The sequence below is a fragment of the Caballeronia sp. genome, from assembly GCF_028292365.1.
Classification (GTDB): Bacteria; Pseudomonadota; Gammaproteobacteria; order Burkholderiales; family Burkholderiaceae; genus Caballeronia.
Genome location: NZ_JAQGMM010000037.1, coordinates 1 through 14,273, shown reverse-complemented (window position 1 = coordinate 14,273; position 14,273 = coordinate 1). Strand labels below are relative to the sequence as shown.

General features: G+C 60.2%; 13 protein-coding genes. 9 read left to right on the top strand and 4 right to left on the bottom strand.

Features of this window, described 5'->3' with window-relative positions; translation table 11 throughout:
• The first annotated feature begins 18 nt into the window (after positions 1 to 18).
• Complete coding sequence (locus JWR14_RS01820) at positions 19 to 1,230, top strand: hybrid-cluster NAD(P)-dependent oxidoreductase (RefSeq protein WP_299700341.1); 1,212 nt, start codon at positions 19 to 21, stop codon at positions 1,228 to 1,230.
• Positions 1,231 to 1,372: 142 nt separating this feature from the next.
• Complete coding sequence (locus JWR14_RS01815) at positions 1,373 to 2,236, top strand: glycine betaine ABC transporter substrate-binding protein (protein ID WP_299700339.1); 864 nt, start codon at positions 1,373 to 1,375, stop codon at positions 2,234 to 2,236.
• A gap of 82 nt (positions 2,237 to 2,318) precedes the next feature.
• Here the strand turns inward: JWR14_RS01815 and purU are convergent, their stop codons facing one another.
• Positions 2,319 to 3,215, bottom strand: a complete 897-nt coding sequence (gene purU / locus JWR14_RS01810) for a formyltetrahydrofolate deformylase (protein WP_299700337.1) — start codon at positions 3,213 to 3,215, stop codon at positions 2,319 to 2,321.
• A gap of 139 nt (positions 3,216 to 3,354) precedes the next feature.
• Positions 3,355 to 4,275: a LysR family transcriptional regulator gene (locus tag JWR14_RS01805; RefSeq protein WP_299700335.1), complete on the bottom strand. Its 921-nt coding sequence runs from the start codon at positions 4,273 to 4,275 to the stop codon at positions 3,355 to 3,357.
• Between the two features lie 140 nt (positions 4,276 to 4,415).
• On the opposite strand from JWR14_RS01805, the gene betC reads away from it, so the two are divergent.
• From betC to JWR14_RS01790, 3 genes are all read left to right on the top strand, one after another.
• Positions 4,416 to 5,954 (top strand): choline-sulfatase, encoded by a 1,539-nt coding sequence (gene betC / locus JWR14_RS01800; protein WP_299700333.1) that lies wholly within the window; start codon positions 4,416 to 4,418, stop codon positions 5,952 to 5,954.
• Positions 5,955 to 6,018: 64 nt separating this feature from the next.
• On the top strand, positions 6,019 to 6,969 hold the full coding sequence (locus JWR14_RS01795) for a choline ABC transporter substrate-binding protein (RefSeq protein ID WP_299700331.1): 951 nt from the start codon (positions 6,019 to 6,021) through the stop codon (positions 6,967 to 6,969).
• 267 nt (positions 6,970 to 7,236) lie between these two features.
• The gene (locus tag JWR14_RS01790; RefSeq protein ID WP_299700329.1) at positions 7,237 to 8,385 is read left to right on the top strand and encodes a porin; all 1,149 of its coding nucleotides are present in this window, start codon (positions 7,237 to 7,239) and stop codon (positions 8,383 to 8,385) included.
• 28 nt (positions 8,386 to 8,413) lie between these two features.
• On the opposite strand, the gene JWR14_RS01785 is transcribed toward JWR14_RS01790, so the two are convergent.
• Positions 8,414 to 9,397 carry a GlxA family transcriptional regulator gene (locus tag JWR14_RS01785; RefSeq protein ID WP_299700327.1) on the bottom strand — a complete coding sequence of 328 codons (984 nt, stop codon included), beginning with the start codon at positions 9,395 to 9,397 and terminating at the stop codon, positions 8,414 to 8,416.
• A 263-nt stretch (positions 9,398 to 9,660) separates the two neighbouring features.
• Here JWR14_RS01785 and JWR14_RS01780 point away from each other — a divergent pair, with 263 nt between their 5' ends.
• The 4 genes from JWR14_RS01780 (at position 9,661) to JWR14_RS01765 (ending at position 13,158) form a co-directional block, all read left to right on the top strand.
• Positions 9,661 to 10,617 carry a choline ABC transporter substrate-binding protein gene (locus tag JWR14_RS01780; protein WP_299700325.1) on the top strand — a complete coding sequence of 319 codons (957 nt, stop codon included), beginning with the start codon at positions 9,661 to 9,663 and terminating at the stop codon, positions 10,615 to 10,617.
• A 14-nt stretch (positions 10,618 to 10,631) separates the two neighbouring features.
• The gene (locus tag JWR14_RS01775) at positions 10,632 to 11,561 is read left to right on the top strand and encodes a 3-keto-5-aminohexanoate cleavage protein (protein WP_158940349.1); all 930 of its coding nucleotides are present in this window, start codon (positions 10,632 to 10,634) and stop codon (positions 11,559 to 11,561) included.
• 123 nt (positions 11,562 to 11,684) lie between these two features.
• Positions 11,685 to 12,632, top strand: a complete 948-nt coding sequence (locus JWR14_RS01770; protein WP_299700320.1) for an L-carnitine dehydrogenase — start codon at positions 11,685 to 11,687, stop codon at positions 12,630 to 12,632.
• Between the two features lie 13 nt (positions 12,633 to 12,645).
• Complete coding sequence (locus JWR14_RS01765; RefSeq protein ID WP_299700319.1) at positions 12,646 to 13,158, top strand: thioesterase family protein; 513 nt, start codon at positions 12,646 to 12,648, stop codon at positions 13,156 to 13,158.
• Here the strand turns inward: JWR14_RS01765 and JWR14_RS01760 are convergent.
• A partial coding sequence (locus tag JWR14_RS01760) for a heavy metal translocating P-type ATPase (RefSeq protein ID WP_299700317.1) occupies positions 13,083 to 14,273 on the bottom strand: 1,191 nt, incomplete at its 5' end. The genes JWR14_RS01765 and JWR14_RS01760 overlap by 76 nt on opposite strands.

Here is a 14,273-nt window from a genome sequence, read left to right as displayed (position 1 = left end):
GCTACAGCGGAGAAACAGATGATGCGCGATCAGGCGACGTTCGAGCCTGCCCCGAACCGAGTGACTCAGCCTGAGTTCTGGGGCACGCTTCCCGCCCGTTGGGATAGCGACACCGACGAGACGCTCGTCTGCTGCCACGTTCGTCAGGAAACGCACGACGTAAAGAGCTTTTTCTTTCGTGCGCCGGCTGAACGGACCTTCGTTTTCGAGCCGGGTCAGTTCATTACGCTGGAGCTGGAGATCGACGGCGAATCGATCAATCGCTGCTATACGATCTCCTCGCCGCCTACGCGTCCTCACACCATTTCCATCACGGTGAAGCGTGTGCCGGGTGGCAAGGTGTCGAACTGGCTGCACGACAATCTTCAGACAGGTGGCAAGGTTCGCGTGCTGGGACCCGCCGGCGAGTTCACGTGCGCGCGGCATCCGGCACGCAAGTTCCTGTTTTTATCGGCGGGATCGGGTGTCACGCCGTTGATGTCCATGAGCCGTGCGCATCACGAACTCGGCGAGGATCGCGATATTGTGTTCGTGCACAGCGCCCGCACGCCCGACGACATCATCTTTGCGCGCGAACTCGACCTGATTGCGTCGAACCAGACGAACTTCCGCACGGCGTTTGTGTGCGAACGGGTGGGCACGCGGACGAACTGGCCCGGCGTGACGGGTTTCCTCACATTGCCGCTGCTCAAGCTTGTCGCGCCGGATTTTATGGAGCGGGAAATCTTTACGTGCGGTCCGGCGCCGTACATGAAAGCGGTGCGCGATCTGCTAGCGGAAGGTGGCTTCGACACTTCGCATTATCACGAGGAAAGCTTCTCCTTCGAGACGATTTCAGAAGTCGCGGCGCAACTGACGACCGCTCATGTCGCGAATGCATTGCAATCTACTGAGGCGTTCGCGGAGATGCGCGAAAGCGCGGTTGGCTTTGACCTCTCGCCTGAGATCGTCGCCGCGCCTATAGAGACCACGTTCAAGGTGAGTTTTGCCAAGAGTAATCGCGAGATCGAGTGCGGCGGCACGCAGCACGTTCTGGACGCGGCCAAGAAATCGGGCGTCCGTTTGCCGGCATCGTGTACGCAAGGCATGTGCGGCACCTGCAAGGTCAAGCTGCTATCGGGCGAAGTCGAGATGAAGCATAACGGCGGCATTCGCCAGCGCGAGATCGACCAGGGCATGGTGCTGTTGTGTTGCAGCAAGCCGCTGACGGATCTTGTCGTCGATAAGTAGGGTATTCATCAGGGCCGGCGACGCAGCCGGATTAAACGAGGTCGCATCCAGACAACTGGGTGTCGAAAAATAACCAGTCGGCGTTTTTCTGGCCGGTGATTCTAAAGCCTCAATGGTGTGGACCGCAAAGGGGAGTACGACAATGAGACTGATCAAAAAACTGCTTGTTTTGAGCACTTTAAGTGCTGCGCTGGCTGCAACCAGCGCGGGTGTGATTGCCGCCGACGCGAAACCGACCATCAAGATCGGTTACGTGGAAGGCTGGGACGACAGCGTGGCGACGTCGAACGTGGCGGCTCAGATCATCGAGAAAAAGCTGGGTTATCCGGTGCAACTCGTGCCGGTCGCGGCCGGCGTGATGTGGCAGGGCGTGGCGCGTGGCGACCTCGACGCTACGCTCTCAGCGTGGCTGCCGGTCACGCACGGCGCGTACTGGGAAAACTTCAAGACGAAGGTCGTCGATCTCGGTACCAACTTTCCTGACGCGAAGATTGGCCTGATCGTGCCGGAAGATGCGGACGTGACGAGCTTGACGGATCTCGAAGCGAAGAAGGCTGAGTTCGGCGGGCGTATTGTCGGTATTGATGCCGGTGCGGGCGTGATGTCGAAGACGAGCGAAGCGATCAAGGCATACGGTCTGGACTACACGTTAATGCCGAGTTCTGGCAGTGCGATGACGGCGGAACTGGCGCGTTCGGAAAACGCGAAGAAGCCGATCATTGTGACGGGCTGGAAACCACACTGGATGTTCGCGAAGTACAAGCTGAAATTCCTGGAAGATCCGAAGAAGGTATTCGGTGAAGCCGAGCATGTGGACAGCGTGGTGAATCCGGGACTCGCGCAGAAGGCTCCCACTGTGGTCGCTTTCCTGAAGAAGTTCCAATGGAAACCGGGTGAGATCGACAGCGTGATGCTGGCTACCACGAACGGCGCGAAGCCGGCCGCTGCTGCGGACGCGTGGGTGAGCGCACATGGCGATCGTGTGTCTAGCTGGACTGCTAATTAAAAACCCTGAGCCTTAGCTCCAACGAAACAACGTCGCTTTTTAGCGGCGTTGTTTTATTTCAAAGCCCAATTTCAAAGGCTGATTACAGCACCACGGTCCGGTCGCCGTTGATAAACACGCGCCGTTCAATGAACGCCTTTACCGCGCGAGCAAGCGTGATGCATTCCACATCGCGGCCGGTCGCCAGCAAGCGCTCCGGCTTGTACGAGTGGTCCACGCGCTCAACTACCTGTTCGATGATCGGCCCTTCGTCGAGGTCATCGGTCACGAAATGCGCCGTTGCACCGATCAGCTTCACGCCACGCGTATGCGCTTGGTGATAAGGCTTCGCGCCTTTGAACCCGGGCAAGAACGAATGATGGATATTGATCGCGCGCGCGGCCAGTTTCCGGCTCGTCTCGCCTGACAATATTTGCATATAGCGCGCGAGAATCATCAACTCCGCGCCGGACGATTCGAACAAATCGAGCAGTTGCACTTCCTGTTGCGGCTTGGTTTCTGCAGTGATCGGGAGATGGTGGAACGGCAGGCCATGCTGCACGGCAAGCGGTTCGAAATCACGATGGTTTGACCCGATCCCGACAATGTCCATCTTCAGTTCGCCCATGCGCCAGCGGAACAACAGGTCCGCGAGGCAGTGCTCGAGCTTCGACACCATGATCAGCACCTTCGGCCGCGCCGCCACCTTGTGAATGGCCCAGGTCATGGAGAAACGTTCGGCGATCGGCGTGAATTCCTGCTGCAACGCGGCGATCTGCAGCGTTTCATCATGATCCACGCCGTGAAACACGCAGCGTACGAAGAAGCGCTGGCTGAGGTCGTCGTCGAAGACGGTGAGTTCATCGACGTAACACTGGTGCCGGTCTAGGAAGCCCACCACGGCGGCGACTTGTCCCGCTGCGCTAGGGCACGCGACCGTCAGTACGAGTTGATGAGAAAGGGTGTCAGTGACGTTACTAGTGAGGTTGCTGCCGGCCATGCGGTTCTCCACTATGCGAATGGCAGCGCCGCGAACGCAGCGCGCATACGTTGCAGTAGAACAAATTGCATGGTGCGGCGGCTAGAAGCTAAACGCCGTGACGCTGGTATCGGAGCGTCAGGTGGCTACTCGCCCGAGTTCAGGCGGCCACGCCGCATTCAGCCAGCAGCCAGTCGCGAAACGCACAGACGGTCAAAGTTTGAGCGCGTGGCGCATTCAAAAGATATCCGCCGTCGGTTGTGACCGGTGTGTCGAACAACTGGATCAGTTGACCATTTGCAACGAGTTCATCCACCAGCGGCTCCCAGCCAAGCGCCACGCCCTGGCCCATGATGGCCGCGTGCGCGACGAAGCCGTAGCTATTGAACGTGATGCCGCGATGCGCAGGTGGTGCCGCCAACCCGTGCGCCGCGAACCAGCCATGCCACGACAGCCAGCGCTCCGGGTTCGTCGGTTCCAGATGCAGCAGCGGCAGGCTGATGAGGTCTGAAGGATCACGGGGCTTGCCGTGTCGCGCGAGGAACGCCGGGCTGCATACTGGCGTGACTCGCTCGGGAAATAGTTTGACCGTTCCGCGTCCGGCCCAGTCGGTTGCTGCATCGCCGAAGCCAATCACGATATCCGCATGATCGTGATCGGCGGCGAGCACGTCTTGCGCAGTGGTGATCCTGACATCCACATCCGGCATCAACGCCTTGAATTGCGACAGGCGCGGCATCAGCCAATACGTGGCGAAGCCGAAGTCGGTGAGGAGCTTGAGCGAGCGCTGCGCGGGCGCCGCGTGCCGCGCCCGGATGTCGTTGGTGGCAACGCGGATGGTGTCGAGACTCTGGCGAACGGCTTCGAACAGGCGCACGCCGTCCTCGGTCAGCGTTACGCCCCGGTGCCCGCGCTCGAATAGAGCGGCGCCGAGGTTCTCCTCGAGTTGCACCACGCGCTGGCTGACTGCCGGCTGTGTGGAGCCCAGTTCGCGGGCGGCGGCGGTGAAGCTGGCGAGACGCGCGGCGGACTCGAACATCGACAGCGCCTGCATGGGCGGCAAACGATCCTGTCTCGACATAAGTCTCCCTTATGAGTTCATAACGTTTTGCTCTCTTCACAGCGGCGAAATGAACGGCAATAGTGATGTGCGGCACGGACCGTCCACCGCGCGATGCCCATGCTGCGCCACCTTCCTGATTCTATTCGAGCCTCGCCCCGATGCTTAAACGCAAACCAAATATCCTTATTCTGATGGCTGATCAAATGACCCCGTTCGCGTTGTCGGCGTACGGCCACCACGTCACGAAGACGCCGAACATGGACGCGCTCGCAGCGCGAGGCGTGGTCTTCGATTCAGCTTACTGCGCGAGCCCGCTCTGCGCGCCGTCGCGCTTTTCATTCTTGTCGGGCAAATTACCCTCGGCGATAGGTGCCTACGATAACGCCGCCGAATTTCCGTCGCAAACATTAACGTTCGCCCACTACCTGCGCGCGGACGGGTATCGGACGATCCTCTCGGGAAAGATGCACTTTTGCGGCCCGGACCAATTGCACGGTTTCGAGGAGCGCCTGACCACCGACATCTATCCCGCGGATTTCGGCTGGACGCCGAACTGGGACGACTTCGAGACGCGTCCGAGCTGGTATCACAACATGAGTTCCGTGATCGATGCGGGACCGTGCGTGCGCACCAATCAACTCGATTTCGACGATGAAGTGACCTACACCACGCGCCAGAAATTATTCGACATCGCGCGAGAGCGGCAAGCCGGGAAAGACGATCGGCCGTTTTGCGTGGTGGCGTCGCTCACGCATCCGCATGATCCGTACGCGATTCCGCAGAAATACTGGGACATGTACCGCGACGAAGACATTCAAATGCCGGCGTACCGGGACACGCTGGACGCCGCCGACCCGCATTCGAAGCGCCTGCGTTATGTGTGCGAAACGGACAAGACGCCGCCGACGGACCAGCAGATTCGCAATGCACGCCATGCCTATTACGGGGCGATTTCGTACGTCGATGCGCAATTCGGCGCGATCCTTGAAGCGCTTGACCAAGCGGGACTGGTCGATGACACCATCGTGATCGTGACGTCCGATCATGGCGAGATGCTGGGCGAACGTGGCCTTTGGTACAAGATGACGTTCTTCGAAGGCGGCTGCCGCGTGCCGCTGATCGTGCACGCGCCAGGACAATTCAAGGCGGCGCATGTGAGCGCTTCGGTCTCACATCTCGACTTGCTGCCGACGCTCGTGGAACTGGGCCGTGACGCGCCGCGATCCACATGGCCCGATGCGCTCGATGGCCGGAGCCTCGTGCCGCATCTGCGCGGCGAGCCGCAGGCACACGATGAAGCTATCGGCGAGTACCTGGCTGAAGGTGCAATTGCGCCCATCGTGATGCTGCGCCGCGGGGACTTCAAGTTCATCCATACGCCCTCGGATCCTGACCAGCTTTTCAAGGTTACAGCCGATCCACTCGAACGCACCAACCTCGCGATGCTGCCGGAACACGCGGTAAGGGTGGCGGCGTTTCGTGAGGAGATCGCCGCACGCTGGGATCTCGATGCGTTGCGCGAAGAGGTCGTGCAGAGCCAGCGGCGCCGGCAATTTCATTTTGAAGCGACCACGCAAGGCCGTATCGAATCATGGGACTGGCAGCCGTCGGTAGATGCCAGCCAACGTTACATGCGCAATCACATTGACCTCGACACGCTCGAAGCCATGGCGCGTTTCCCCGCTGTCACGCGCTAAAGCCCAAGCCGCTGAACACCAAAATAAACCGCACGCGAAACCACCTCACCCACAGGAAGCCAACATGAAAAAGCCCTTTAAACACGCGCTATTCTGCATTGCGGCACTCTGCGCATCCATTGGTTCGGTGGTCGCGGCCGAGCCTCAAAGCTGCCAGCAGGTGAAGATGGCGGACCCGGGCTGGACCGATATCGATGCCACCAACGCCATGGCCGGTGTCGTGTTGAAAGCGCTCGGCTACAAGCAGAGCGTCTCGAACCTGTCAGTGCCGATCACGTATCAGGGCTTGAAGAAAGGCCAGGTCGACGCTTTCCTGGGTAACTGGATGCCCGCGCAAGGACCGCTGGTGAAGCCGTTCGTCGATGAGAAGTCGATCGACGTGGTGCATCCGAACCTGACCAACGCGAAGTTCACGCTGGCCGTGCCGGACTACGTGGCCGCAGCAGGCGTGCACACGTTCGCTGACTTGCAGAAGAATCTGGACAAGTTCGACGGCAAGATCTATGGCATTGAACCCGGCGCACCGGCGAATCAGAACATCAAGAGAATGATCGATGAAAAGGCCTTCGGACTGAATGGCTGGAAGCTGGTGGAGTCGAGTGAAACCGGCATGCTGACGCAAGTCGAACGTTCCGTGCGCGACAAGAAATGGATCGTGTTCCTTGCCTGGGAACCGCACCTGATGAACACGAAGTTCCATCTCACCTACCTCGATGGCGGCGATAAATACTTCGGCCCGAACTTCGGCGGAGCGACGGTCAATACGGTCGCGCGAGCGGGTTACACGGGCGAATGCCCGAACGTGGGACGTCTCTTCAAGCAGATGACGTTTAACGTCGACCTGGAGAACGGCATCATCACCGATGTCCTTCAAAACAAGACCAACGTGGATGCCGCTGCTGCAGCGGCGCTCAAACGCAACCCGGATCTCGTGAAGGGTTGGCTCGACGGCGTTACCACGGCTACGGGCGCAAATGGGTGGCAGGCCGTGCAAACAGCGCTGGGTTCCAAATAACAACAGTGGGTCGCAACTGGACAGATTTGCGTCGCAAAAGGTCGAGCCCCAGTAAATATGGCCTCTTACTTTTGCAAGGCTGGTGCATGCGCTTGAATCTCAGTGCATGCACCAGCATCCCATGCGTCAGATCACTGTAATACACCAGTCTCTGCAATAAAAAATTCGAGTGAGAAGCGTTGCGCGATGTCAATCCATCGCCGGAGCAACGCGGACCTCGCTCGGTCCAACGAAACGTGCAAAAGCGGGTATCAGGGAGAATCAACGATGAAGAAGCGAAATGCCGTGAAGCTGGCGGCCCTGGCGTTGAGCGCAGGTGCCGTCTCTGCACCTGCCTTGGTTCACGCGCAAAGCAGCGTGACGCTGTACGGCATCCTCGACGCCGGCATTACCTACGTCAACAACACGGGCGGCTCGCATGTCGTCAAATTCGACGACGGCGTCTCCTACGGCAACCGGATCGGTTTCAAGGGCACGGAAGATCTGGGCGGCGGATTGAAGGCGATCTTCGCGCTCGAGTCCGGCTTTCACATCGGCAGTGGCCAATATGCTTTTGGTGGCGCGGAGTTCGGCCGTCAAGCGTACGTGGGCTTGCAGAACCAGTGGGGCACGATCTCGGCGGGTAACCAGCTCGACCTGACGAACGAGTTCATGGAGGGTTACAACATCTCCGCGTTCGGCAGCGGCTATGCCATTCACCAGGGCGACTTCGACCGCATGAACGGCGACCGCTTGCCGAACTCGATCAAGTACATGTCGCCCGATATCAGCGGCCTGACTTTCGGCGGCCTGTACTCGTTCGGCAACGTTGCAGGCGACTTCCACGAGAAGAGCGCGTACAGCTTGGGCGCGCACTACGCGCACGGCGACTTCACGGTCGGTACGGCGTACACGCGCCTGAACAATCCTAACGGTATCTACGCGTTCGACCCGTACGCGATGATCGGTACGAAGACGTTCCTCGGCCAAACCGTTGCAACCGTGAACCCCGCGACCGGCGCTGTGACCGACTTGTTCAGCGGCACCGCGTTCAACGTCGACAGCCAGGCAACCTTCGGAATTGGAACGTCGTATGCACTCGGCAATTTGATGCTGCTGGGCAACTACACCTACACCACGATCAAGGGCTTCGGACAGTCGTCGCACATGCACGTTGGTGAAGGCGGCGCGTCATATAACTTCACGCCTGCGTTGATCCTGTACGGCGGTTATCAGTTCACGGCGTTTGAAGGCCACAAGTGGAACATGGGCTCGCTCGGGCTGCACTACCTGTTGTCCAAGCGTACCGACATCTATGTGTCGGGTGACTACCTCAAGGCATCGAGTGGTGTGAACGCGGTGATTGGCTATAGCTTTACGCCGTCGACGTCGAGCACCCAAAGCGATGTCCGCATTGGTATCCGTCACTCGTTCTAAGCGTGATCAGTTCGTTTCAGCTAGTTTTTCAGCCTGCCGCGACGGTGTCCCCAACGGGCGCCGTCGCGCGTGGCGAACTGCGGTCCTGGCGCGGGCTTGAGCCGAATCTCGTGCGGTAGGTGCGTGAGAAGTGCGAGGGTGATTCGAAACCGCATGCCACGCAGACGGTGGTAATGGACATGTCGGTTTGTTGCAGTAATTCGCGGGCGCGTGCAAGGCGCAGTCCGAGATAGAAATGAGTAGGGGTGTCTTTCATTGCCGAGCAGAACAGGCGTTCCAGCTGACGTCGCGTCACGCCGATTTCCTCTGCCAGTGCATCTGGCGACAGAGGTTCCTCCATGTGTTGTTCCATCACGCCGATCACCTGGATCAGCTTGCGATTGTGGATGCCGTAGCGTGCTGCGATCTGCATGCGCTGGTGGTCCGAGCGTTGCCGGATGCGGCCGAGCACGAATTGCTCGGAGACCTGGGCGGCGAGTTCAGCGCCGTGGCGGCGTCCGATCAGGTCGAGCATGAGGTCGATGGAAGCCGTGCCGCCTGCGCACGTGATACGTCGCGCGTCGATTTCGAATAGCTCCTGGCTGACCGCGAGTGACGGATAGCGCTCCTGGAACGCCGATGCCGCTTCCCAGTGCAGTGTCACACGCTCATGCTTGAGGAGGCCAGCTTCCGCCAGCACGAAACTGCCTGTATCGATACCACCCAGCGTTGCGCCTTTGCGATCCAAACGCCTGAGCCAGTCGCCCATTTCGCGGGTGTATTGGCTGAGCGGGTTGAAGCCTGCGACGACGATGACGTTGGTCGCTTCGGCAACGTCGGCGAGGGCGCTTTCTGCGTTGAGCGAGATGCCGTTGCTGGCGCAGACAGGGCCGCCGTCGAGGCTCAGGATGTGCCAGCGGTAGAGTGCGCCGCGGAAGCGGTTGGCGACGCGTAGCGGCTCGATTGCCGACATGAAGCCGATGGACGAAAACTCGGGCAGCAATAGGAAGTGAAAGTCTTCGGTGTCGGGCATTGCGCGGTGGGGGCGATTTGCAATCGGATTAGCAAGCTAACAAGCTGATATTGCGGGCGCAATGGGGCCAAATCCTTAGTTATTCATTCGCACTTGATAAGGTACTTGTCACCCATCCAGTGCGAACGAAAAATCCGTCGCTATTAGTCAACTCCCGGTCGCAACCGGTCGCCTCCCCGCCATTATGCGGCGTTACTTTTACGCACGGTCGGACACATCCGAACGTGTCTGTCCCTCACGGAAAATTACCGGAACAGGAAGCCATGACATCACTCCCGACAACGAAAAAGCTGCTCGCCTGTCTGTTACTTGCGTTGACCTCCTTCGGCGCGTCCGCGCAAAGCAAGGAAGACGCAAGCTGCCACACCGTTCGATTCGTCGATATCGGCTGGACCGACATCACCTCGACCACCGCGCTCGCATCTGTCGTGTTCCAGGGCCTCGGCTACGATCCAAAGATCACCCAGGCCTCAGTGCCAATCTCGCTCGCCGGCCTGAAGACCAAGCAGATCGACGTGTCACTGGGCTACTGGTGGCCCGTGCAGGAAAAGTCGGTCCAGCCGTTTATCGACGCGAAGCAGATTGAGAGGCTCGACCCGCCGAACCTGTCGGGCGCTAAAGCCACGCTCGCCGTGCCGAGCTATGAATACGATGCAGGCCTGAAGACCTTCCAGGACATCGCAAAGCACAAGGACGAACTCGACGGCAAGATCTACGGCATCGAACCGGGTAGCAGCGCGAACGCCCAGATCCAGAAGATGATCGACACCAATCAGTACGGCCTGGGCGGTTTCAAGCTGGTGCAATCGAGTGAGGCCGGCATGCTGGTCACCGTCGACCGCGCGGTGCGCGACAAGAAGTGGGTCGTGTTCCTCGGCTGGGAACCGCATCCGATGAACATCCAGATCAAGATGAACTACCTCTCCGGCGGCGACGCCGTATTTGGTCCGAACTACGGCGAAGCACGCGTCTATACGCTGACCAACCCCGACTTCCTGGCGCGTTGCCCGAACGCCGGCAAGCTGGTTTCAAATCTGCGGTTCACCACGCAACTGGAGAACCAATTGATGATCCCGGTCATGGCGAAAGTGCGTCCTGCCGATGCAGCCAAGGACTATCTGAAGAAAAACCCCCAAGTGCTGGATGCGTGGCTCGCGGGTGTAAAGACGGTGGACGGCAAGGACGGTTTGCCGGCAGTTAAGCAATATCTTGGTCTTTGAAAGGACGACGCAACATGAACTATGAAGTGATCGTGACTTGCGCGGTAACAGGCGCGGGAGACACCACGAGCAAACACCCGGCAATTCCAGTGACGCCCAAGCAGATCGCGGAAGCGGCCATCGAGGCCGCACGAGCAGGCGCAACCGTTGCGCATTGCCACGTCCGTGATCCGCGCACGGGCCGCGGCAGCCGCGACCCGGCGTTGTACCGCGAGGTAGTGGATCGCATCCGTTCGTCGGATGTCGACGTCATCATCAACCTGACGGCGGGCATGGGCGGTGACCTGGAAATTGGCGCGGGTGAAGCGCCCATGCAGTTCGGCGCGGGTACCGATCTGGTCGGCGGTCTGACCAGGCTGGCACACGTGGAAGAGTTGTTGCCGGAGATCTGCACGCTGGACTGCGGCACGCTGAATTTCGGCGATGGCGACACGATCTACGTATCCACGCCTGCGCAACTTCGAGCAGGTGCGAAGCGGATACAAGAGCTGGGCGTGAAGCCGGAACTCGAGATCTTCGACACAGGCCATTTGTGGTTCGCGAAGCAGATGCAAAAGGAAGGTTTACTGGACGATGCCCCCTTGTTCCAGCTATGCATGGGTATCCCCTGGGGCGCACCGGCTGACGTAGGTACGCTCAAGTCGATGGTCGACAACATGCCCGCGGGCGCGCAGTGGGCCGGGTTCGGCATCGGCCGCATGCAAATGCCGATGGTCGCCCAGGCGATGTTATTAGGCGGCCACGTGCGCGTAGGTCTTGAAGACAATCTGTATCTGGACCGTGGGGTGCACGCAAGCAACGGGACGCTGGTTCAGCGGGCGGTGGAGATCATCGAGCGTCTCGGCGGTCGTGCGCTGACGCCGGCAGAGGGCAGAAAGAAGCTGAACCTGCCGGCACGCGGTGAGCGTTTGCTGGACCGCCGCAAGATCGAGCAATTCGCGTAAGGGCGCGTAAGCCACAAACCTCAACCCCGCCGACGCAGGCGTGCGAAAGCGGGAAACTCAACCTGAAGGCAAGCACAAAGCATCAAAGCAAGTAAAAAACCAAATTAATAAGGAATCCGGTATATGCAAGTCAGGACGTTTGCTGCGTTGGGCGTAGGAGTAATTGGAAGCGGCTGGGTATCGCGAGCGTTGGCGCATGGACTTGACGTGGTGGCGTGGGACCCGGCGCCGGGTGCCGAGCAGCAACTTCGGGCGAACGTCGCCAACGCATGGACGGCACTCGAACGAGTGGGCTTGGCGAAGGGTGCGTCGCAGGAGAGATTGCGCTTTGTTGCGACCATCGAGGAATGCGTCGCCGATGCCGACTTCATACAGGAGAGCGCTCCCGAGCGTGAAGACCTGAAGCTGACGTTGCATGAGAAAGCATCAAGGGCGGCAAAGCCGGAAGCCATCGTCGCGTCATCGACATCGGGATTGCTCCCGACGGATTTTTACGCGAGCGCCAAAGACGCATCGCGCTGCATCGTGGGCCACCCGTTCAACCCGGTCTATTTGCTGCCGCTGGTCGAAGTCGTGGGCGGCGAGAAGACTTCGGAAGCAACGTTGCAAGCAGCATCGGCATTTTATGAATCGATAGGCATGCGTCCGCTAAGAGTCCGCAAAGAGGTGCCCGGTTTCATCGCGGACCGTTTGCTGGAAGCGCTCTGGCGCGAAGCGCTTCACCTGGTCAACGAAGGGGTGGCGACCACCGGCGAAATTGACGATGCCATTCGTTTTGGCGCAGGCATTCGCTGGTCGTTCATGGGCACGTTCCTGACCTATACGCTCGCAGGCGGCGAGGCCGGTATGCGGCATTTCATGCAGCAATTCGGCCCGGCGCTAGAATTACCGTGGACCAAGCTGGTTGCGCCAAAACTGACGGATGAACTCATCGACCGGGTGGTGGATGGCACGACTGATCAGCAAGGCACGCACTCCATCAAGCAACTGGAACGCTATCGCGACGACTGCATCACGAGCGTGATGACTGCCATAGCGGAAGCGAAATCCCGTCACGGCATAGTGGACTAACGAAGGCATACGAGTGACGTACAATCGAACGATCCATCGTGACACGGTGAGGCCCGAATGGGTCGACTACAACGGCCATCTCCGTGACGCGTTCTACATGCTGATCTTCAGCCTCGCCACCGATGCGTTCATGGACCGCATCGGCCTGGACGATGCCGGCCGCACTTCGCGCGGCCGCTCGTTGTTCACGCTCGAGGCGCACATCAACTATCTGCACGAGATCAAGGAAGGTACGGCGGTTCGCGTGGAGGCATCGGTACTCGCGTTCGATGCCAAGCGCGTCCACTTGTACATGGAGATGTTCGCGGATGAGGGAACCGAGCCCATCGCGGCGAGCGAACAGATGCTGCTTCACGTCGATACAACCAACGGCGCGAAATCCGCAGCGTTCGATGCGGATATTGCTGGCCGAATTGAAGCGATGTTTCGCGACGCGCCGAAAGAAGCCCGTTACGCGGGCCGCGTGATCGGCTTGCCGTCGGGACCGCGCACAGCATCGGCATCGACCGGCGCCAAGCCAGCCTGAGCACGCCACGTCCGCAGCAGCAACGCGTTTGTCACCACGCTCACGCTGGAAAACGCCATGGCTGCGCCTGCGAGCATCGGATTGAGCAGTCCGAACGCCGCGAGCGGAATGCCGATCAGGTTGTACACGAACGCCCAGAACAGGTTCTGCTGGATCTTGCGATACGTTCGCCGCGCGATATCGATGGCATCTGCCACCAAGGCCGGATCGCCGCGCATCAGCGTGATCCCGGCGGCCTCCATGGCGACGTCGGTGCCGGTCGCCATCGCGATGCCGATATCGGCGGCGGCGAGCGCGGGCGCGTCGTTGATGCCGTCGCCGGCCATCGCCACCGCACCTTGCGCCGATGCCTTCAGTTCCGCGATCACGCGCGCCTTGTCGGCGGGGAGCATATGCGCGTGAACCGCGTCGGGTGCGATGCCGAGCGATTTCGCGACTCCTGCCGCGCTGCCGGCGTTGTCGCCGGTGAGCAGGACGCTCTTGATGCCCATCGCCTTCAGCCGTTCGATAGCGGCGCGCGCGCCGGGTTTCAGCGAGTCGCCGAATGCGAGCAGGGCGAGCACGCGCGGTCTATCGGGCACCTGCGGCGCGGCGCTTGAACGACTTTCTCCGCCCAGATCCACCAGCCACGACACCGTATTCCCAAGCTGCTCCAGTTCCGCCGCCCGCGTGGCCAACCGTTGCGGCGCGGCGAGTTGCAACTCATCGAGCCAGCGATCGCTGGCTATTGCCAGATGACGTTCGCCCACCCGCGCCTCGACGCCGCGCCCGGCTACCGCTTTCGCGTCGGTTGCGGAAACGGCTTCAATCCGCTCGGCATCAGCGACAGCAACGACCGCGCGCGCCAGTGGGTGATCGCTGAGCCGCTGCACGGCCGCCGCCAATCCCAAAGCCTCTGTCCGGTCCGCGCCTTCAGCCACCTCAAACACGGTCATCGAAGGCTTCCCGACAGTCAGCGTGCCGGTTTTATCGAAGGCGACAATCCTGATCCGATGCGCCATTTCCAGCGCCTGCGGGTCTTTGATCAACACGCCGTGCCGCGCCGCCACGCCCGTTCCGGCCATGATCGCGGCGGGCGTCGCCAGCCCGAGCGCGCAAGGGCAGGCAATCACGAG